General features: G+C 51.7%; 18 protein-coding genes. 3 read left to right on the forward strand and 15 right to left on the reverse strand.

All coding sequences use genetic code 11. The features are described 5' to 3' along the window. Positions 1 to 20: 20 nt before the first annotated feature. The 15 genes from DZC51_RS11760 to DZC51_RS11830 all read right to left on the reverse strand — a co-directional run bounded on the left by DZC51_RS11760 (position 21) and on the right by DZC51_RS11830 (position 16,414). Positions 21 to 962: a shikimate dehydrogenase family protein gene (locus DZC51_RS11760; RefSeq protein WP_157296163.1), complete on the reverse strand. Its 942-nt coding sequence runs from the start codon at positions 960 to 962 to the stop codon at positions 21 to 23. Continuing rightward, positions 949 to 1,944 carry a phosphotriesterase family protein gene (locus DZC51_RS11765; protein ID WP_157296165.1) on the reverse strand — a complete coding sequence of 332 codons (996 nt, stop codon included), beginning with the start codon at positions 1,942 to 1,944 and terminating at the stop codon, positions 949 to 951. The genes DZC51_RS11760 and DZC51_RS11765 overlap by 14 nt, the downstream gene beginning before the upstream one ends. Next, complete coding sequence (locus tag DZC51_RS11770; RefSeq protein WP_157296167.1) at positions 1,941 to 2,891, reverse strand: phosphoglycerate dehydrogenase; 951 nt, start codon at positions 2,889 to 2,891, stop codon at positions 1,941 to 1,943. The genes DZC51_RS11765 and DZC51_RS11770 overlap by 4 nt, the downstream gene beginning before the upstream one ends. 113 nt (positions 2,892 to 3,004) lie before the next feature. Then, positions 3,005 to 4,033: a zinc-dependent alcohol dehydrogenase gene (locus tag DZC51_RS11775; RefSeq protein ID WP_157296195.1), complete on the reverse strand. Its 1,029-nt coding sequence runs from the start codon at positions 4,031 to 4,033 to the stop codon at positions 3,005 to 3,007. Between the two features lie 23 nt (positions 4,034 to 4,056). Then, positions 4,057 to 5,088: a zinc-dependent alcohol dehydrogenase gene (locus tag DZC51_RS11780; protein ID WP_157296169.1), complete on the reverse strand. Its 1,032-nt coding sequence runs from the start codon at positions 5,086 to 5,088 to the stop codon at positions 4,057 to 4,059. A gap of 12 nt (positions 5,089 to 5,100) precedes the next feature. Further along, positions 5,101 to 6,090 carry an ABC transporter permease gene (locus DZC51_RS11785; RefSeq protein WP_232524131.1) on the reverse strand — a complete coding sequence of 330 codons (990 nt, stop codon included), beginning with the start codon at positions 6,088 to 6,090 and terminating at the stop codon, positions 5,101 to 5,103. 5 nt (positions 6,091 to 6,095) lie between these two features. After that, a complete protein-coding gene (locus DZC51_RS11790) occupies positions 6,096 to 7,577 on the reverse strand; it encodes a sugar ABC transporter ATP-binding protein (RefSeq protein WP_157296171.1) in 1,482 nt (493 codons plus the stop codon). 119 nt (positions 7,578 to 7,696) lie between these two features. Continuing rightward, positions 7,697 to 8,767 carry a substrate-binding domain-containing protein gene (locus DZC51_RS11795; protein WP_157296173.1) on the reverse strand — a complete coding sequence of 357 codons (1,071 nt, stop codon included), beginning with the start codon at positions 8,765 to 8,767 and terminating at the stop codon, positions 7,697 to 7,699. Positions 8,768 to 8,909: 142 nt separating this feature from the next. Beyond that, a complete protein-coding gene (locus DZC51_RS11800; RefSeq protein ID WP_157296175.1) occupies positions 8,910 to 9,686 on the reverse strand; it encodes a glucose 1-dehydrogenase in 777 nt (258 codons plus the stop codon). A gap of 44 nt (positions 9,687 to 9,730) precedes the next feature. After that, positions 9,731 to 10,660: a 1-phosphofructokinase gene (gene pfkB / locus DZC51_RS11805; protein ID WP_157296176.1), complete on the reverse strand. Its 930-nt coding sequence runs from the start codon at positions 10,658 to 10,660 to the stop codon at positions 9,731 to 9,733. After that, positions 10,657 to 11,724 (reverse strand): galactitol-1-phosphate 5-dehydrogenase, encoded by a 1,068-nt coding sequence (locus tag DZC51_RS11810; protein WP_157296178.1) that lies wholly within the window; start codon positions 11,722 to 11,724, stop codon positions 10,657 to 10,659. The genes pfkB and DZC51_RS11810 overlap by 4 nt, the downstream gene beginning before the upstream one ends. Before the next feature lie 33 nt (positions 11,725 to 11,757). Next, positions 11,758 to 13,242: a xylulokinase gene (locus DZC51_RS11815; protein WP_157296179.1), complete on the reverse strand. Its 1,485-nt coding sequence runs from the start codon at positions 13,240 to 13,242 to the stop codon at positions 11,758 to 11,760. Continuing rightward, positions 13,217 to 14,116, reverse strand: coding sequence for a class II fructose-bisphosphate aldolase (locus DZC51_RS11820; protein WP_157296181.1), 900 nt, complete (start codon positions 14,114 to 14,116; stop codon positions 13,217 to 13,219). The genes DZC51_RS11815 and DZC51_RS11820 overlap by 26 nt, the downstream gene beginning before the upstream one ends. After that, positions 14,113 to 15,651, reverse strand: coding sequence for a xylulokinase (xylB, locus tag DZC51_RS11825; RefSeq protein ID WP_157296183.1), 1,539 nt, complete (start codon positions 15,649 to 15,651; stop codon positions 14,113 to 14,115). The genes DZC51_RS11820 and xylB overlap by 4 nt, the downstream gene beginning before the upstream one ends. A gap of 22 nt (positions 15,652 to 15,673) precedes the next feature. After that, positions 15,674 to 16,414, reverse strand: a complete 741-nt coding sequence (locus DZC51_RS11830) for a GntR family transcriptional regulator (protein WP_157296185.1) — start codon at positions 16,412 to 16,414, stop codon at positions 15,674 to 15,676. Positions 16,415 to 16,559: 145 nt separating this feature from the next. Here DZC51_RS11830 and DZC51_RS11835 point away from each other — a divergent pair, with 145 nt between their 5' ends. From DZC51_RS11835 to DZC51_RS11845, 3 genes are all read left to right on the forward strand, one after another. After that, positions 16,560 to 17,429 carry a D-psicose 3-epimerase gene (locus DZC51_RS11835; RefSeq protein ID WP_157296187.1) on the forward strand — a complete coding sequence of 290 codons (870 nt, stop codon included), beginning with the start codon at positions 16,560 to 16,562 and terminating at the stop codon, positions 17,427 to 17,429. Between the two features lie 363 nt (positions 17,430 to 17,792). Further along, entirely contained in the window at positions 17,793 to 18,566 is a 774-nt protein-coding gene (locus DZC51_RS11840) for a DUF2935 domain-containing protein (RefSeq protein WP_157296189.1), read from the forward strand. 249 nt (positions 18,567 to 18,815) lie between these two features. Continuing rightward, positions 18,816 to 20,371 (forward strand): IS3 family transposase gene (locus DZC51_RS11845; protein ID WP_157294948.1). Its coding sequence is split into 2 segments (ribosomal slippage): positions 18,816 to 19,467 and positions 19,467 to 20,371, totalling 1,557 coding nucleotides; the frame shifts between segments, so codons are not numbered across the junction. Positions 20,372 to 20,416: the final 45 nt, after the last annotated feature.

The following is a 20,416-nucleotide window of genomic DNA, read 5'->3' on the forward strand; positions in this document are numbered from 1 at the left end:
CCCTCCAAAATATTAATTGGTCAGCGCATTTCGCTCGAGATTTTCTCAATCCGGTCAAACCGGTCACCGATGATCGGCAGATGGAACACTTCCGAGATGACCTGTGTCCAGCCGTGCAGGAAATAGATCCACCCGTCCTCGACGTGAAGGTTTCTCTCTTCTTTTTGTGCCAAGGCATGGTACATGAATTCTCGTTCTCCCCTGTAATTCAGCTCCCAGACGAGGCTGTCCGCCGGGAATTGTGCCTGTTCGGGAAGCGGAGAGCCCGGGCGGTCTTTCCCCATGCCAGTCGCATTGATGACAAGGGAATACGGCTTTAGCGCTTCAAGCAGCCGGCCGTTTTCGTCTGCACCGGAAATCAGGTGATAGTCCACACTCGCATCCGGATTGACCTTTTGGATAATCTGTTCGATTTCCGTCAACCGATGTTCATTGATGTCTGTGACCGTCACCTTGGACGGGATATTGTTCCCGTACTTTGTATCAAGAAGCGCAGATGAAATGGCAATGGCACTTCCTCCCGCTCCAAGCAGGAGCAGCTCACCACCGTGATCGGCCCAATACGTTTCAGGAACAAACCGCTCCAGGGCCAAGGCGCTTGAAATCGGGTCTTTGGCATGGCCGCACAGTTTCCCGTCCTGCTTCGATATCGAAGACAGTTCTCCGAACATCTCGGCATATGGATCCAGGTAGTCAAACAGGTCTTTGGCCGCCTCGTAGAGATCAATTTTATGGGTCGTCACAAGGGCGCCGAGGGACAACTCATCTTCTTTGATGAAATTGACCACTCGCCGGTATTCTTCCGGATCCGCATGTATTTCAAGATCAATCCCTTTCAGTACCGCGTCGTCCAATCCAAGTGCCTTTGCCCATTCCGGAAATAGTTTCATGATGGAAGACTGAGTGGTCGTGACGCCGATAAAGTACATCGTCGGGACCGTTGCTTTTTCAATTTGGGTCATGGTGAAGCTCCTTTCTATGTATTCTTTTGCTGTAGGCACGTGCAGGGTTGTGCGTCATCATTTTCTCGATTTGCGACTCGGTTATGCCTGTTTCACGAAGCAACGGCAAAAATGCACCGATCAGGTGGTCAAGCCCGATCTCACCGCCATAGCTCTTCATCCTCTTCCGGGTCGTGTCCAAGCCCAGCAGCAAACGGTCCTCATGACCATGATCGAGAAGCAAGCGAATGAGTTCAGCTTCCTCTTGGTCTGAGTGGTACTTAAAGCGGCCGATGGTATCCAATTCCAGATAAACACCGGTATCCGCCACCCTGAGCATGTCTTCGGCATTTTCCATTCTCCTGTCCAGATGACAAAGAATCAGCCTGTCCTCGGACACACCATGCTTTATATAGCACCTGACCTGATCCATTGCATGCTCACCAAGTTCCGTGTGGCTCATGATCGGTGCCCCGGTCTCAACCGAAGCGATGGCAGCCGCCTGGAATAGCTCGGCATACCGGCCGACGGGGCCTTCGGAATCAGCCGCAGTCTTGATGAGCCCGGCTTTTGCCGGGAGCCTGCGTTCAGGCCACGCTTCCTCCCCGTCTGCAAATAGGCCTTCATTGATCTCTGAGATGAACAGATCTGCCAGATCCCGAACCGGACGCTCGTGAATCCAATGCCGATCCGGATAAAACCCGAACTTATGGAAACCAGTTGAAGCCAGGACATGGACCCCGGACTCCTCCGATAACTTCAGCAGGTTTTTCGCATCACGTCCGCTTCCGACCGGCTGGGCATCGACGATTGTGCGTCCGCCGAGTCTCTTAAACAACTCTACTTCAGACTTGGTCTTTTCATAGTCATCCAATAGTAACGCCGGATCTAACTTCTCCGGCTGCCCTTTCTTGATAAACAGATGTTCATGGCTATGGCACAGCCCGATTTCCGATGGGCTGATGGCTCCCCTGACCGTCTCAAGCACTTTTTCTTGGGTCATGCATTTACCTTCTCCTTCAGCATGGACAGGAGGTTTCTCGTAGAGGTGATCGCCATCCGCTCCACGGCTTCCTGTGTGAACGCGCCAAGATGCGGTGTCAGGATAAAGTTCGGAAGTGCTACGAGCGGATCGCCTTCTTCCGGCGGTTCTTTCGAGTATACGTCCTGAGCAGCTACGGCAATTTCGCCTTTGACGAGCGCCTCGTATAAGGCTTCTTCATCCACCAGTTCGCCCCGCGCTGTATTGATGAGAATCGCTGAGGATTTCATACTCGAAAAGACTTCCGCATTCATCATCTGGCGGGTTTGGTCTGTCGCGGGAAGGTGCAGCGTCATCACATCCGCCTCGGAGGCGAGTGATATGAAATCTTCCGAACGCTCAACACCGTATTCGCCCAGGAACTCAGCATCCCGGAAATACGGATCGTAGAGAGTGACCTTCATCTGCAGTCCGCGAGCGCGTTTGGCCACTTCTTTACCGATTTGTCCGCCGCCGATTACCGCCAGGTGCTTTCCTGTCAGTTCGGTTCCCATTACGCGATCCCAGCCGGAGCCTTTTACAGTCTCGATATGGCGTGCCAGCAGACGAGAACTTTCAAACATGAGTCCGATCGCCAGTTCCGCGACGGATATGCTGTTCGTGCCGACTGCGTTCATAACACGGATATCGCGCGCCTTGGCGTGTTCCAGATCAATATTGTCCATTCCGACCCCGTACTTCGATACGGCCTGCAGATCCGTGCATGCATCGAGCACTTCCGCACTAATCGGGTCGACACCAACAATGATGCCTTTCACCCCGTTACGGGCTGTCTCGATGATTTCCTCTTCCGTTAACGTCTTCCCGGATGTATTGAGGATGACTTCGTAGCCCTCCGCTTCTAGCATGCGGAGCGGCTCCTCTTTGTACTTGTGAAACGACTTTGGAGTGATGAGCACTTTATTCATTCGTTCACCTCGTTTTGATGATTCCACTTTAATGGTACATTATAATGTCATGACATTCCAATAGGAGGAAGGACATAACCGGGAAGGTTCCCCTAAGTCATGCCTGCATGATGTTAATTGCTTGTTTCCATATCAATAATGACTTTCATAACCCGGTCTTTTTCATTGTCGATCAGGGCATACGCATCTTCGTATGCTTCAAATGACACATGGTCGGTAATCAGCGGAGTCAGCTGTACCTTACCTGCTTGGATCAATTCTACAGCGTTGTCAAAGTCGCCGGATTGATACATGGCAGTGCCCATGACTGTCAGCTCATGATCCTGGACAAACCCCATGTTGACTTCCGTGAGTGCTGACACAACACCGACGACCACCACCGTACTGCCTTTCCTCGCCATTTCTATGGCCTGTGCTACGGTGTAGCTGGAGCCGACACATTCGAAAATCACATCTGCTTTGCGGTCTCCGAAATGGCGGGTAATGCCATCTTTCAGGTCTTCTTCTTTGCTATTGATGGTCTTCAATCCTACTTCTTCTGCCATATTGAGCCGTACTGCGCTCAGTTCCGAAACGGCGACTTCACCGGCTCCGAAAGCTTTTGCAGTCTGCGCGACGAGGTTCCCGATCGGACCGCCACCGATGACGAGTACGTTCTTCCCCCCCAGTTCTCGGACCCGACGGACTGCATGCACTGCAACGGCAAGCGGCTCAACCATTGCACCCTCATCGTGGCTGAGTCCTTCAGGAAGGCGGGTCAGTCGGTCTGCATCCACGACGAAGTAATCACTGGCCATTCCGGTCGTTTGAAAGCCCATGACTTTCAGTTCTTCGCATACATGGTACATACCATTTTGGCAAGGGAAACAGCTGCCGCAAACTACCTGTGGCTGGACGGTAACCCGGTCCCCTTCTTGGTATTCCTTCACTCCGGGACCCAGCTTCGTAACCTCCGCAGACACTTCATGTCCCTGAACGACTGGATAGGATGTGTACGGATGCTTGCCATGATTCACATGGACATCCGAGCCGCAGACGCCGATTTTCTTGATCTTCAGCTGAACCTGGTTCTCGCCGGGTTCCGGGACATTGACTTCCCGAAACTCGATTTTTCCCGGTTCGGTCATGACTGCCTGTTTCATATTCAACGGTGTCACCCCATCAGTTAAAAAGTAATGATGACTTTCTTCGACGTTTTCCCTTCCAGGTACCGCGAGAAAGCATCCAATGCATGTTCAAAGCCTACAATTTCAGAGATGAATTCCGATAGGGACAGCTTCCCATCGTTCGCCCATTGAAGCACCTGATCATGGCATTCCGCTTCTTCTTCTTTGTACGGCATCTGCTGGAAGTTCAATTTCCAGTTATATGGTGCGCGGGACCAGTCCAGCTCCATCACATTCACTTTCGGAACGCCGTAGCATAAGACTTCACCGCGGTCTTTCAGCAAACCTAACGCCTCATTCATGATCGCCTCTGAACCGACGGCATCCAGCACATACTTGGCGCCTTCCGGATAGAAATTCCGGACCGCCTCAGGAACATCCGTTTCACGGCTGTTGATGCAGCGGACGGCACCAAATTGGTGCATCAGCTCCGCTTTCTCTTGGCTCCGTACGACGGACACCACCTCAGATACACCGGAAAGGCGAAGCAGCTTTACAAATGCCATAGCTACTGGTCCGCTTCCGTAAACAATCACCGTTTCATCCTGAGCAATATCGAAATAGCGGATGGTGCTGAGCACTTCCCGAAGCGTCACGAGCACAGGCGCTTCCCGTGGATTAATCGCTGCCGGAAGCACCTTCTGGGCAGATGCAGCTTCCGGTGCTTCTCCCTCGGGATAGGCAGTGGCATCATCTACAATGCCATATTCGCTGAACGCGCTCCATCCTGACCCAAGCGGCCGGCCATTTTGTTCCGGAGCGGAAACAAACGGGAGAATGACCCGGTCCCCCTTTTTGTAACGGGTGACCAACGAACCTGTCTCTACCACTTCCCCGACGCCTTCATGTCCTAGGACAAGGGGATAGTCATCCGGGTTAAACCCTTTGAACGACTGGCGGATGATGGTGGCGTCTGTTCCGCAAATACCGCAGCTGAGCATCTTGACAAGTGCCTGTTTTTCGTTGATTTTCGGCATGTCCATCTCCTCGATTTGCAGACGGCCCTCCGGATTGACAACCAATGCTTTCATGGAAGGTCCCCCTTAAATCGTGCGGTCTCGCTTGCTCGTTAGAATCTGGAGCAATACCGCAGCGATGATGATAACCCCTTTGATGATGTCTTGCGGATAGGACGGAACGGCCATCAGGTTCATGATGTTACCGATCAGTCCAAGGATGAGGGCACCGGCAACTGTATTCAGGACGAAGCCGCGACCGCCCATCAGGCTGGCACCGCCAATGACCACCGCAGCAATCGCATCAAGTTCCTGTCCCATACCGACCGTCGCGCTTCCCGTAGAAGAACGGGCTGCGACAAACACACCGGCAAGAGCGGCGAGCGCACCGGACAGCGCATATGTGGACATGACATATTGCTTTGTACGGACCCCGGCAAGCTTGAGTGCAGTCTCGTTGCTGCCGATGGCGATGACTTTACGGCCATAGCCGGTGTACCGGTGAATGATCGTGAACACGATGATGAGAAGAATCGTGATCCAGATGATCGGATACATAAAGTCTTTGCTGACAAGTGTGCTGATCGTGCCCGCTTCAACTTTTACCGGGCGTCCTTCTGTCAGGACAAATGCAACGCCCCGGGCGATGGTCATCGTCGCAAGGGTCGCCACAAAGCCTTGAATCCCGGCATAGGCGACCAGAATTCCCGAGAACAGTCCGAATGCAAGACCAATGATTACTGCGACTCCGATGGACATGGAGAAATGCATTCCCATATCCGTAATGAGGATCGCTGAAACCGTAGCACCCACTGCCATGATCGAACCGACTGACAGGTCAATGCCCCCTGCCAAAATGACAAATAGCAGCCCAATCGCCACCAATATCGGCCCCGCTTGCTGCAGAAGGATGTTGCGCAAGTTCATAGTCGTAAGGAACGTATCAGATAAAAAGGCACTGACGATAATCAACAGCAGCAGAATGATGAAAGTGTTGTTGTTGATGATGAATTCTTTCCAGTCAAATTTCCTTCTAGTTGCGTCCATCGATTTAATCTTTCTCTCAGTCGCTTCCATCGATGTTAAACCCCCATCGCCAGTTTGATTAATTGATTTTCAGACAGATTTTCCTTCGGCACTTCCCCGGTAACCCTGCCTTCCCTCATGACAATCGCCCGATCACAAGTTCCAATGATTTCTGCCATCTCGGACGAGATGATGATCACACCGACACCATTCTCGGCCAACTCGTTGATGATCTGGTAAATTTCCGTCTTGGCGCCAACGTCAACGCCCCGGGTAGGCTCATCCAGAATGATGACCTTCGTATCAACGGCAAGCCACTTTGCAAGGGCCACCTTCTGCTGATTCCCGCCGCTCAGACTGTCCGCATTATCTTCAGTCGACCCATATTTTGTCGAAATCCGCGCCAGCAGTTTCCGGACTTCTTCTTGTTCCTTTTTGTGATTGATGAATCCGTTCCCCTGCCTGGATACGAGCGTCGCATTGTACCGGATCGGCTGCTTCAGCAAGAGGCCTTGCGATTTCCGGTCTTCCGGAAGCAATCCGATTCCTTTCCGGATCGCCTGCTTCGGATTTTTAAAGTGGACTTCCTCACCAAAGTAGAGAACTTTTCCGGAAGTTTTCTTGTCCGCTCCAAAGATCGCACGCATGGTCTCGGTACGACCCGAACCGACAAGGCCGCTAAATCCCAGCACTTCACCTTTCCGAAGCGAGAAGGACACATCCTCCACGAGATCTCCGGTCCTCAGGTTTTCAACACGAAGAATCTCTTCTCCAATTTCCGCGTTTCTTTCAGGAAAAAGCTGTTCGATTTCCCGTCCAACCATCATGGTAACGAGTTGCTCTTTTGTAATGGATGCCGTCTCAACCGTGTCGACATACTTTCCGTCTTTCAGTACTGTAATTTTGTCACTGATTGCGAACAGTTCTTCCAGCCGGTGGGAGATATAAAGAATGGTGACGCCTTCCGCCTTCAGTTGCATGATGAGCTCCAGCAGTTTTTGAGTCTCCGAGTGGGTCAAAACAGCTGTCGGTTCGTCAAATACCAGCACTTTTGAATCCTTCGCGAGGCATTTACAGATTTCCACGATTTGCTGATAGGCAACGCTGAGTTCACCGACTCTTTTTCCCGGATCGATATGACCGAAGCCGATTTTTTGAAGCTGCTGTTTCGCACGACGCTTCAGGTCTTTCCAGTTGATGAACATACCGGATTGCTGCATCTGATCGATAAAGATATTTTCTGCAACCGTCAAATCCGGAGCCAGCATAAACTCCTGATAGATGACAGATACGCCCATATCGATCATGGCACGCGGTGTTGCCGTAGTCGCTTCCACCCCATCAATCACGATCGTTCCTTCATCTTTCGGATAAGCACCCGCCAAAACTTTCATCAATGTCGACTTACCGGCGCCGTTTTCACCGATTAGGGCATGAATTTCACCGCGTTCTACGTTTAAGTGGACATCCTGCAGGGCTTTGACGCCCCCGAAGTGCTTGGATATATGATTCATCTGGACAATATAGTCAGGAGCCATATTCCGCCTCTCTCCTTTCTCAGAATCGGCTACTGAACACGGGAGTTCCGCCCATTTCGCAAAGAAACCCTCCCGGGAGCCGGGAGGATTCAACTTCACTAACGTTTGGAATCCGGAGATCAGAATCCGAAATCGTAATACTCTTCCACATTATCTTCAGTGATCGCAGCCGGCTCCGTCAGCGTCACCTCATCATAACTTTCCGGATCTTTGCCATCTACCAGGATTTCCTTTGCGATCTCAACTCCTTTTTCAGCAACGAGAGTCGGGCTATTCAGTCCTGTTGCAAAGTAGCTGCCATCTTTGATGAGATCGAATGCCTCAATCGCTCCATCAGCCGCAGCCACGACATCCACGCCTTCAACGCCTGCATTCTGGAGTGCGGTCATGGCACCAAACAGCATCTGATCGTTTTCACCAAGTGCCGTTGTAAGATCAGGGTTGGCGGTAACGAGGTCTTCCGCAGCCTTCAGGCCTTCCTCTTCAGTCCAGTTCCCCCAGCCTTGGCCGACAACAGAGAACTTAGCTTCTTCGTTGGCCGCTTTACCTTTCGAGCTCAGTTCGGCCTCAAATTCTTCAGCCAGCTTCCAAGCTTCATCTTCTGAAACGCCTAGTTTTCCTTCAATAATTCCTGCGAAGAGTCCGGTACGGCGCTCGTACCCGGCAACGTTCCCTTTGGCACCGCTCAGGATAATCGCTTTAATCTCTTCGTCACCGATTTTTTCTGCATAAGCCAATCCGACCAAACGGCCGTTTTGCTTGTTATCCGAGTAAACTGTAGTCACGTCATTCGCTTCTTCTGCTACGCCGCTGTCAAGGTTGATGACAGGGATTCCGGCTTCTGCCGCGCTGTCGATGCTTGGTACAACTGCATCCGGCTCGATCGCATCAAGGAAAATCAGGTCCTTGCCTTGCGCGATGAAGGTTTCCATATTGGCCGCTTCCTGCTGAACATCTCCGCCGGCATCTAGTACCGTCACTTCCCAACCATGTTCCTCAGCGTATTCTTCTACTTTCTCAGCAAGAGAGACAAAGTAAGGAGAGTCCTGTGTTTTTAGAGCGAAGCCCACCTCAAACTTTTCTTCTCCATCCCCACCGCTTCCGGAAGATTCCCCTTCCGCATCTCCGCATGCAGCCACGAACATCGATGTCGCCAGGACTGTCGATGCAAAAACAAAACGCTTTTTCATTTTTGTTTCCCCCATTCGTAACTTTGTAATGTAGTAACAATACAATGTATTAATAATATACAATCAACTGTTAGCGTTTTCAAGAGAATTATTAAAATCTTTTTAAGAAACCGTTAATAATAGATTAAGGTTCAAACATGGCTCATACGATTGTGAACCCGCCGTCGACTACCAGTTCAGCGCCCGTCGTGTATGATGCCGAATCCGACAGCAGATAAATCACCGCACCGGCCAGTTCTTCCGGTTTCCCCAGGCGCTGCATCGGTGTCCACTCTGCCCATTTCACCCGCCAGTCTTCCCGTACGAATGATGTCAGCTCCGTAAAGATATAGCCCGGACTGATGCAGTTGACCCGGATCCCATGTTCTGCCCACTCATAGGCAAGCGACTTGGTCAGATGGGTCACGCCTGCTTTCGATGTATTATAGGAGGCCTGCAGCTGCGGGTAGTTGACGATGATGCCCGACATCGACGCGGTATTGACGATCGAGCCCTTGATCCCGTTTTCAATCAGGTACTTTCCGAAAAGCTGTGCGACATAATAAACGCCGTTCAGGTTGACGTCGATCACCTTGTTCCATTCTTCCGGTGTCGATTCAATGACCGGCTTCTGGATGACGATGCCCGCATTATTGAAGAGAAGCTCAATCTGTCCCATCTCTGCCACCGCTTCATCTAATGCCTGACGGACCGCGTCGTAATCAGTGACATCCACTTGGCGCGAGAATGTCTTCCGTCCATATTCAGCCGCAATCTCCTTTGCGGCAAGCTCCGCTTTTTCTTCCTGCAGGTCGAAAATCACGACATTGGCTCCCGCTGCCGCGATATGATTGGCGACTTCACGCCCGATTCCTTGTGCGCCCCCGGTGACTAAAATCGTTTTCCCTTCCAAAGAAAACAATGTTTTCAGAATATCCATGTCAGTCTTCTCCCCTATTTGTTCTTCGTTTCCCAACCGCTCTATTACTCACCAATCCGTTCAACTAGGATGGCCTGATACAAGCGTTCGACCTCTTCTGTCTCAACAAATCCTGTTTGTTCGGTCAATGTGTTGGCTGCCGAAACCGCGACGGAGCGGCGAAGCATCTCATCCGGATCCGAGCCTTGCAAAAGTCCGATTGAAAGCCCTGCAACCATGGCGTCTCCTGAGCCGACTGTATTGACCACATCGAGCTTCGGCGGCCGGGCGCGGAAACTGCCTTCCCTGCTGACAAGCAGAGCTCCTTCGCTTCCAAGCGATACAACCACATATCGGATGCCCGCCTGTATGTAGGACCGGCAAAAATCAATAAGCGCCTGATCATCCAAATCCGATCCGGCAAGCTGAATCATTTCATCCCGGTTGGGCTTGATCAGTGTCGGCATGGCTTGGAGCCCTTCAGAAAGCCATTCACCGCTCGAATCAAGGATTACCGGCTTTCCTGCCTCTTGGGCAACCTCTACCAGACGGGCATAGATGTCTTTCGGCATCCCCTTCAGACCGCTTCCGGAGAGCGTAATGACCTTGGCCGCTTCCGCCAGAGCTTTAAAGTGGGTAATGAACGCCTCTACAATCTCTTCGTCTACCGAGTCCCCCGGCTCGAGCAATTCAGTTGAGGCGCCGGCGTCATCAATGATGTTCAGACAGATCCTCGACTCGATCGGCACCTCAAGGAAGTCGGACTTGAGCCCCTCTTCTTTCATCAGGTCCAGGATCCGCTGACCGTTACGGCCTCCGATCATACCCGTTGCCAGGATCTCTGCTCCGAGTAAACGCGCCACCCGCGAGACGTTGAGGCCTTTTCCTCCCGCGCTCGGTGTCACACTGACCACCCGGTTCACTTCTCCGGATAACATTTTATTGAGCCGGTATACCTTGTCGATGGCCGCATTCAGCGTGACCGTGAGAATCATCGTCCATCCTCTCCGTCTCCGCTGTCGATCAGGATTTTGCCCCTGACCGTATTCGGTGTCTTGAACATCCGGAAGGCATCGGAAATCTCCTGCAGAGGAATTACTTTAAACAGCAGGGACTCATCGATACGGATGGCGCCCGAACGGATCGCATCGGCGGTTTCCTTCCACTCCTCACCGGGGAAGCTGGCACTGTAAGACATCCAGGAACCAGTCAGGGTGAACTCTTTCCGGTTCAGCGCTTCCCACTCGTGTACCGAGAAGGTCAGCTCCTTCGTCGGGGTCCCGATGAGGCAGACGGCACCTTTCTTTTTGACCAGTTCAAATGTCAGCTTGATCGTTGCAGTGTTTCCGGCAGTTTCATAAACAAAGTCAAAGCGCCGCGGCTCTCCTTTTTCGTCCTTTAATCGATCAAGGAAATCCGGATCACCCGTGTTGATGCATTGATCCGCTCCGAACTGCCTGGCGAGTTCGAGCCGCTCTTCATTGATGTCAAACACGGTCACCGAACCGGCACCGAGTGCCTTCAGCCATTGCAGCGTAAAGAATCCGATATTGCCAATGCCAAGGACTGCAACAGACGAACCGGGCTCAAATGCCAGCCGGCGGATTCCGTGGAGCGCCACGGTGATCGGCTCAAAAAACGCCCCTTTCCAGTAAGGGACCGATTCATCAAAGCGGATCGCATTTTTTTCGGGGATGACGACATATTCGGCAAAGCTGCCGTTCCGCCTTGATCCGACAAAGCTGTATTCGTTGCAAAGTGCATAGTCCCCGTCTTTGCATGATTCGCACTCCATGCACGGAAGGAGCGGAGCGCCTGCGACGCGGTCGCCCGCCCGCAATGAAGTGACAGCTTCCCCGACTTGCACCACTTCACCTGAAAATTCGTGTCCGAGGATGATCGGATAATAATGGGCCGCTTCGCCATTGACGCGGGGAATGTCGGAACCGCAGATTCCCGTGTATTTGACCCGGACCAGTACATCACCGGGACCCGGAACCGGAGTTTCCACTTCTTCATAAACCATCTGTTCTTTGCCGTGCAGGACACCGGCTTTCATACACACGCCTTCTTTCTTTCTTATTTCTGACGATCACTGAAAGACTTGTTCATCCAGCAACTTGGACAAACTCATGTAAGTCTTCATTGACGGCTCATAGTTTTTCCGATTTTCCGCATCCGGATGATGCTCACGCTGGATGGTGACTGTCCGGTCTACTGCTTCCTCAAAATCACGGTAGACGCCGACACCGACACCCGCAAGCAGAGCCGCCCCAAGTGTGGTCGCGGTATCCGAGCCCGGCACTTTGATCGGGCAGCCGGTCACATCTGAATACATCTGAATCCACAGTTCACTGTTCGCCGCTCCGCCCATGGCATGAATGTCCAGCTCTTGAATGCGGACACCCGCTTCCTCTGCCGCCAGCAGATTGTGGTAGACCGAAAAGACCACGCCTTCCAGCACCGCCCGGGTGACATGGGCTTTTGTTTCCTTATAGCTCAAGCCGTAAAAGACCCCTTTGGCTTTCGGATTCCAGATTGGGCTCCGCTCACCCGATAGATACGGCAAAAATACGACCCCGTCCGATCCTTCCGGTACGGTGGAAGCCAGCCGGGTCAATTCATCGAAACTGAGTTCATCGCCAAACTCATCCCTGAACCAACGGAGCGCCCCTCCGCCCCCGACCGTCCCGCCCTGAAGCAGATACCGATCCGGTATGACATGCGGAGAGAAGATCAGCTTCGGATGGGTTTTCGGTTCTTCCAGGCAGATGCTGACGCCGCCTGCCTGGCCTCCTTGGAGCTGGGTTTCATAGTGACGGATGACGCCAGCGCCCAATGTTCCGCAGGCGGCGTCCAGTCCGCCCGCCACGACCGGAATGCCTTCCGTGAGTCCGGTTTGGAGAGCCGCTTCAGCCGTGACGGTCCCGATCACGTCATGACAAGCGACAATGTCAGGCAGCTTTTCAAGCGGGATGCCGAGCCGCTCCGCCATTTCAGGGTCATAGTCGAACGTTTCCGGATTGTAAAAGTGCCAACCGTAGCTCTGACTCCGGTCGGAAGTCATCCGGCCGGTCAGCTTCATTCCGATGAAGCCGTTGCTCTGCAGAAACCGGTAGGTCCGCTCGAAGACTTCAGGCCGCTCTTCCTTGAACCAGATTGCTTTTGGCGTCGAATAGGACGGTGACCACGAATTGCCCGAGAGCGCAAAGACTTCCTCATCTAAAATCTTATCCTTCAGCCGGTCCACAATTTCCGAAGCCCGTGTGTCCATCCAGATCGGAGTCCGGTGCAGCACCTGTCCGTCCCGGTCTACCGGAATCGCAGACCAGCCCTGTCCGGCCAAACCGATGCCAGCGATCTGGACCGGATTGATGGGCCCTTCGCTGAGGCAAGTTTTCACCGAACGGCATACCGCTGTCCACCATTCTTCGGGGTCCTGTTCAACCCATCCGGCTTCCGGTGTGTAGAGTGGGTAATTTGAAGAGGACTGGGCCACTACGCGCCCGTCCTCCTCGAATATCGCGACTTTACACGACGATGTCCCGATATCAATTCCGAGCAACAGCGGTTTCATTGCCGATCTCTGCCTTCCACCATGCTGCAGCCTGACCGTGACTGCCACATGTCCTCATTTTCTCAATTGCGACCTCTTTCACCCGGTCACGCGCATAGCCGGTGAACTTCTTCGGATCTACAAAGTCCTGTTCCAGGCCAAAATACTCCTTGACTGCCTCGGTAAAAGCAATCCTGAGTTCTGTCGCATAGTTGATTTTGCTGATTCCGTTATTAATGCAGTTTTTCACGTCCTGTTCAGTCAGACCAGATGCTCCGTGCAGGACAAGCGGTACATCAAGTGCATCGCGCAGCGCACGCAGCCGCTCCAGATCAAGCATCGGCTCGCCATGATAGACGCCGTGCGCTGTCCCGATCGCCACCGCCAAAGAATCCACGCCGGTCTGTTCGACAAACGCCACCGCCTCGTCCACTTTTGTATAGCCGTCCGAACCATATTCCGGGTCGCCCGGCTTCCCTCCGACATTCCCGAGCTCCGCCTCAACCGATACACCAACCGGCTTGGCCAACTGGACGACAGCCGCAGTCTGTTTCATGTTTTCTTCAAACGGCTGCTTGGAGGCATCAATCATTACGGACGTATAGCCGGCACGGATCGCCCTCTGCGCCAAGCCGGTTCCATCACCATGGTCCAGGTGAAGCGCCACAGGCACATTCACTTGTTTCAAGGCTGCTGATACCATCGCCATATACATGTCCATCGCCGCATACTTCACCGTGTTGGCCGATGTCTGGATGATGACCGGAGAACCGGTTTCCTCTGCTGCAGCAACCACTGCCTGGACCATTTCCATGTTCTCAATATTAAAGGCACAGACAGCGTATCCGTTTTCCTTCGCATGCCGGAGAATATCATTTGTTGTCACGAGTGTCATCCGATCATCTCCCCTTCTGACTGATGTTGTTCAAAGACCGGACGCAGGGCGAAATACATATCATCAAACCGTTTTTTCGCCCGGTCATAGACCTCCCGGTGTTCCGGGTTGTGTTCGACGGTCTTGCTTACATCGAGGAAACGATCCACCACGTGGAAATCCTCGAACAGACCGGCCCCGACACCTCCAATAATGGCCGCTCCCATGGAGCCTGCCTCATCCAGGATGGTAGGAATCGTTACCTTCAGGCCGAACACATCCGCGATAATCTGTTGCCACTGTTCACTTTTCGCCCCGCCGCCAATCAGCATCAGTTCATCAATTTCGATATGGCTCTGCAGGATGTCGAGAATGATACCGAGATTATAGGTGACTCCTTCCATTACACTACGGAGGAGCTCTGCCCGAGTCGTTTCGGAAGTAATGCCGATATATGACCCTTTGGATGCCGCATCCCATCTAGGCGCCCGTTCGCCCAGCAGATAAGGGAGGAAAAGGAGCCCGTTGGAACCGGCCGGTGCCTGTTCTACCAGCTCATTGATCAGGTCATAGACTTTCCGTCCTTCAGTATCCGCAGCTGCCTGCTCCCCCGTGCAGACGGTTTCTTTCATCCAGTTAACTGCACCACCGGCATACTGCATCGTTCCATTTGGGGCGTAATAGCCGGGAATGGCATGCGCCCAGGTAACGGTCCGCATTTCCGGGTCGAAGATCGGCTCTTTTGCTGTCGTCGTCACCCAGGCGGATGTACCAAGTGAACAATACGTCTTTCCTTCTTCCACCGATCCCGCACCAATGTTCGCCGTCACCCCGTCTCCGGCACCGATGACAACGGACGTGCCTACCGCCATACCTGTTGCGGCGGAAGCCTGCTCCGTCACGCCGCCCGCTATGTAGGTGGATGGCTGAAGCGCAGGCAACTTTTCCGGATTGATGCCGCTTGCTTCAACAATCCGGTCCGACCAGGTCAGGTTGCTCAGGTCAAAACAGCCCATGCCGTTCGCATCGGAATAATCGGTGACAAACTCACCGGTCAGCTTATAGACGATATAGTCTTTTGCATTGAGCACCTTGTGGGTCTGTTCATAGATGTCCGGTTCGTTGTCACGGATCCACATTAACTTCTGGATCCCGTAGGACGGCGTGTTGCGGTGGCCGACGATATGATAGAACTCCTTCTGGCTAAGATGTTTCTCGAGATCCTTCACTTGCTTCACCGCGCGCTGGTCCGCCCAGATGATCGAATCACGGAGCGGCTGACCATCCTTGCCTACACATAGGCACCCCATCATCTGGCCGCTGAAGCTGACGACTTTAATCTCCGAAGGATCAATCCCCTGTTCGTCGATCAATTCTTTCGTGGAGCGACAGACCGCCTCCCACCAGTCTTCCGGATTTTGCTCCGCCCACTTCTCGTTAAAGTAACGGGTTCCATATGCAGCAATCCGGCTTCCGACCATTTTCCCCTCCGCAGTAAATAAGGAAGCTTTGTTTCCTGATGTTCCGAGATCATGTGCCAAAATATACTGTGCCAACTGGCATCCCCCTCATTGCAGTTTATTTTGCAGTAATGACGATTTCAAAACGGTTCTTATCTCCCCGATACCGGGCAACGGAGTACTCAATCGGCTCATCCTTTAAGTTGTATCCGATGGACAGGAACTTTTGAATGGCACTTCCTTTTTCTACATTCATATACTCCTGTTCATACTGGCTCGCTTCGACCGCTTCAATAAACCGCCGGATTTTGTTGATGGACGTTTCCTCGTGCATACCAAGCACCGGGTAGAGTGACTCCTTGACCAGGTCATGGTTGAGAACGAAACTGCATCGGTCGTACGGCAAGTACGTCTTGACCATGACAATCGGCTCGTTGTCCGCAAACCGGCGGCGGTGGATATAGATGACTTTGTCTTTCTGCTGAAGCTTCAGCTGTTCAGCTACCTGTTCCGGCGCAGAAATCACCTCGAAATCAAGCACCTCAGTGGAAGGCGTCATTCCGAGCGCCCGAATCTGGTCGTTAAACGAACCAAGCGCCTGGATGAAACTCTGTGAAATCTTCGGGGTACGCACGAACGTGCCCTTACTTTTCACCCGGTACAGCCACCCTTCCTGAACCAGTTCTGTGATTGCCTGCCGGACCGTTGTCCGGCTGATGTCATAGATCTCGCTCAGCTCTTTTTCCGTCGGGATCGCATCCTCGACCTGGTAAGTCCCATTCTGGATGTTGTTCAAAATCAGTTCTTTCAGTTGAAAATAAAGTGGAATTGGAACACTTTTATCTAATTTGCCGTTCATGATGCACCTCTACATTACTCAAAATTTAAATGATATAATTTTCAAACTTGACTAAAAGATATCGTTTTCATTATTATATCACTTAGTTATTACATCGCAATATCATAACAAAGATACGTAAGAGAAAAAAGAGGAGGGGAATATGATGAAGTATGGTGTGTATTTTGCCTACTGGGAGAACGAATGGGATGTGAACTTTGAACCCTACATCGAAAAAGTAAAGAAACTGGGATTCGATGTCCTGGAAGTGGCTGCCCTCGGTCTCGTGAATCTACCCGACAACAAGCTTCTTCGATTGAAAGAAGTGGCAGAACAACATAGCATCACTCTCACAGCAGGCATCGGGCTCCCGAAAGAATATGACGTCTCGTCTTCCGACGAATCCGTCCGTACCAAAGGGATTGCCTTTATGAAGAGAGTGATGGACGCCATGCATCAAGCCGGCATTGACCGAATCGGCGGGACCGTCTATTCTTATTGGCCGGTGGATTACTTAGAACCGATCGACAAAGAAACTGCCCGTCGGAACAGCATCAATAGCATCCGAGAACTGGCCCAATACGCCAGACAATACGAAATCACGCTGTTAATTGAAACTCTGAACCGCTTTGAGCAATTCCTTCTGAACGATGCACAGGAAGCGATTGACTATGTAAAAGAAGTCAACGAACCGAACGTCAAAGTCATGCTGGATACCTTCCATATGAATATTGAAGAAGACAACATTACAGAGGCCATTCGCCTCACCGGCAAACATCTCGGACACCTGCATATCGGCGAAGCCAACCGGAAAGTACCCGGCAAAGGCTCGCTCCCATGGAAGGAAATCGGAAGTGCCCTCCACGACATCGGATACAAGGACTATGTTGTCATGGAACCGTTCGTCAAAACCGGCGGACAGGTCGGACAAGACATCAAGGTCTGGCGGGATCTTTCGGGAAATGCTTCGGAAGAGCAGTTGGATCGTGAACTCGCTGAGTCTCTGGAGTATGTTAAATCGGTGTTTGAGAGGTAAGACAACTCTACTGAAACGGATATTCAAACTAGACGGTGCCATGGTTTTCTCCATGGCACCGTCTAGTTTTTCAATAACGTCTTGTAATTAGCAAAAGTCTCATGTCCCCCTCGTTAGACTCACCCCCGCTAGTCTGAGCCCACTGCCTATACTGGTTAAAACTCAGGTCCCCCTTCGTAGGGATTCGCATACCCGGAGGTAGGGACTCGGATAGGTAAAGGTAGGAGCTCAACTCCCCCTTAGGTGGGGACTGGGGCGTAGCCACTCTCACGAATCCGGAGTATTCATTCCCCTCATAGTCCATCCACCAAACGAATACAATTCATAAGGCCATGCCATAACGGTAAGGAAGGAGTCGGGTAGTTGGGGTATACGGATCGTTACGAACGGGATGCGTACGGGATTATCGCGTTTTGGCTGCAAAATGATTATGACCACGGCCGGTTTTTTGACCGTGAGATCAGTCATTATGAAACGGAATTGGCCCGTGCGAACCTGAACAATATCGAACGTTTGGGGAAGGTGTATGAGAAGGCGGTCAAGAAGCAGGGCGATGTCGGCAAGTTGATTGATGAGGCCCGGCATGCGACGAAGGAGTTCCATAGTCTGCTTGCGTACACGATGGATAAGTCACTTCATTGTGAGGTCATCATCTCCACGCCGGTTTCTCTCCTGGACCATATGGTCAGGGAATCCGAGGAATCTCAGAGGGTCTATAAATTGATTGAAAGCGGCACCCAGATCTCCCCGTCAGACGCCATCATCCATGAGTGCGTCTTTTGGCTGAGGCAGATGGCCGATCACCTCGGTTATATTCGCCATTATCTGGATATCTCGAATTACGAACTGAATTTCAAGGTCACGGAGATGACGCAGAAGTTTGAACGTCTGCTGTTGCAGGCTAATGCCTTGCAGACCATGATCCGGACACCAAGAAATGAAACCCTGCCGGTCCTGACTCAATTTAAGAATATGATCATCAAGGAAGCGAAAAGCCTAGAGGAGTTTAAGCTAGAACTGGACGATCTGGTCAAACAATGCGCCGCCGTTACTACGTCGCCGCCTGATTTGCTGGAACACATCGCCCGGGAAGCCCATCATCTGTGGAGGAATCTCGAGGAAGAGATCATCACGTGAGTTTGTTGAAAGGAGCTTCCGACAAACCCAAAAGTGATCAGCCTTCCTCTCATCTGGTAAGGCCCATACACGACAAAGGCCATTACGAACCACTACGGGATTGCAGTCAATGCCCAGCAGCAGACCTTTGTTCTGCAGCCAAAGTCCAGCAGAATAACTAAAACAAAACCCACCTTGCTGTGATATGCTCCCTTCAAAGCAGACAGAGGAAAAAACAAAACTCTGTTTACTTTGGAGGGAGCTTTTCCTATGGCTTACAAAGGATATTCTCTTGAAGAAAAGATGAAGGTCATCCGAGCTTATGAGAGTGGAATCTCGAAAGCCCGACTCTGCCGGCAATTTGGATTGTCAGAAAGCACATTAAAACAGTGGCTAATCCTATATAAATCGTTTGGAGAAACCGGTCTTAAGCCCCGTTCGAGATGGAATTCTTATTCAAAGGAACTGAAGCTCTCGGCAATTAAGGATTACTTAAGCGGTCGACTGACACCCAGTGAAATTGTTATCAAATACAGTATCAGCGACCGTTCTGTTTTGAGGGATTGGCTGAAAAAGTATAATGGTCATGGAGAAGTCCCCAAGGGACTTAAGGAACGGAGGGATCCCATGACCAAGGGAAGGAAGACGACCTTAAAAGAGCGGGTTGAGATTGCCCAGCAATGTATCGCATCCGGCAAGGACTATCAGGGAACAGCCGAAACCTACAAGGTTTCCTATAATCAGGTCTACCAGTGGGTGAAGAAATACGAAGAAGGCCAGGAAGAGGCACTGAAGGACGGACGCGGACGCAAAAAGGCAGACGAAGAGCTGACCAGCGAGGAGCGTCTGAAGTTGGAGATCAAGCGGATTGAGAAGGAGAATGAGCGCCTTCGGGCTCAGAATGCACTCCTAAAAAAGTTGGACGAAATCGAAAGGAGGCGTTTCTAAGCGGGGTCCGGCAGGAAAACTGTTATCTGGCTATCCGCGAGGTCCATGAGTCGGAAGGACATCCCATTGAATTATTGTGTGAACTCGCTGGCATTGGCCGATCTTCCTACTATCAATGGCTGAACCGAGTTCCCACGGAAGAAGAGCAATTGAACCAGGAACTCCTTACAGACATCCGGGAGATTCACAAGGAGCGCAAAGGCATCTACGGATACCGCCGAATGAAGATGGTACTTGAACGCAGGCATGGCCGCAAATTCAATCACAAGCGGGTATACCGCCTGATGAGACTTGGTGGAATCCAATCGGTCATCCGCCGTAAAAAGAAACGCTATTTTCTATCCACTCCGCAACACGTGGCGGAGAACATTCTGAACCGGGAATTTCTTGCGGACAAGCCCAATCAGAAATGGGTCACGGACGTCACGGAGTTCAAGTACGGTGTTGAATCCAAGGCATACCTGAGTGCAATCCGTGACCTCCATGACGGTTCCATCGTTTCTTATGTCCTGGGCCGTTCCAACAACAATGCATTGGTATTCGAGACATTGGATCAAGCCCTGCGGGCTGAACCAGGTGCCCAGCCGATTCTCCACAGTGACCGTGGATTCCAATACACCAGCAGGCAATTCAAGATCAAACTAGATCAGGCTGGCATCACGCAAAGCATGTCCAGGGTTGGCCGATGCATCGACAATTCGCCGATGGAGTCTTTTTGGGCTGCCTTAAAATGCGAAGAGTATTATTTGAGTACATATCAATCGTTTGATGAGCTTAAGAACGCCGTTGATGCATATATCCGTTTTTATAACCACGACCGTCTTCAGGAACGACTAAACGGCCTCAGTCCCATTGAATACAGGACTGAAGCCGCTTAATCAATTTTACTTATTTCCTCTGTCTGCTTGACCGGGTGCAGTTCA

It is taken from the genome of Bhargavaea sp. CC-171006 (assembly GCF_009761675.1).
Taxonomy (GTDB): domain Bacteria; phylum Bacillota; class Bacilli; order Bacillales_A; family Planococcaceae; genus Bhargavaea; species Bhargavaea changchunensis.

Bases quoted from the DNA above. Each gene is read 5' to 3' on its own strand.
- DZC51_RS11760 (WP_157296163.1), bottom strand. From the start codon at position 962: ATGACCCAAATTGAAAAAGCAACGGTCCCGACGATGTACTTTATCGGC.
- DZC51_RS11765 (WP_157296165.1), bottom strand. From the start codon at position 1,944: ATGACCCAAGAAAAAGTGCTTGAGACGGTCAGGGGAGCCATCAGCCCA.
- DZC51_RS11830 (WP_157296185.1), bottom strand. From the start codon at position 16,414: ATGAACGGCAAATTAGATAAAAGTGTTCCAATTCCACTTTATTTTCAA.
- DZC51_RS11780 (WP_157296169.1), bottom strand. From the start codon at position 5,088: ATGAAAGCATTGGTTGTCAATCCGGAGGGCCGTCTGCAAATCGAGGAG.
- DZC51_RS11795 (WP_157296173.1), bottom strand. From the start codon at position 8,767: ATGAAAAAGCGTTTTGTTTTTGCATCGACAGTCCTGGCGACATCGATG.
- DZC51_RS11770 (WP_157296167.1), bottom strand. From the start codon at position 2,891: ATGAATAAAGTGCTCATCACTCCAAAGTCGTTTCACAAGTACAAAGAG.
- DZC51_RS11835 (WP_157296187.1), top strand. From the start codon at position 16,560: ATGAAGTATGGTGTGTATTTTGCCTACTGGGAGAACGAATGGGATGTG.
- pfkB (WP_157296176.1), bottom strand. From the start codon at position 10,660: ATGATTCTCACGGTCACGCTGAATGCGGCCATCGACAAGGTATACCGG.
- DZC51_RS11785 (WP_232524131.1), bottom strand. From the start codon at position 6,090: ATGGAAGCGACTGAGAGAAAGATTAAATCGATGGACGCAACTAGAAGG.
- DZC51_RS11815 (WP_157296179.1), bottom strand. From the start codon at position 13,242: ATGAAACCGCTGTTGCTCGGAATTGATATCGGGACATCGTCGTGTAAA.
- DZC51_RS11820 (WP_157296181.1), bottom strand. From the start codon at position 14,116: ATGACACTCGTGACAACAAATGATATTCTCCGGCATGCGAAGGAAAAC.
- DZC51_RS11775 (WP_157296195.1), bottom strand. From the start codon at position 4,033: ATGAAACAGGCAGTCATGACCGAACCGGGAAAAATCGAGTTTCGGGAA.
- DZC51_RS11790 (WP_157296171.1), bottom strand. From the start codon at position 7,577: ATGGCTCCTGACTATATTGTCCAGATGAATCATATATCCAAGCACTTC.
- DZC51_RS11800 (WP_157296175.1), bottom strand. From the start codon at position 9,686: ATGGATATTCTGAAAACATTGTTTTCTTTGGAAGGGAAAACGATTTTA.
- DZC51_RS11810 (WP_157296178.1), bottom strand. From the start codon at position 11,724: ATGAAAGCCGGTGTCCTGCACGGCAAAGAACAGATGGTTTATGAAGAA.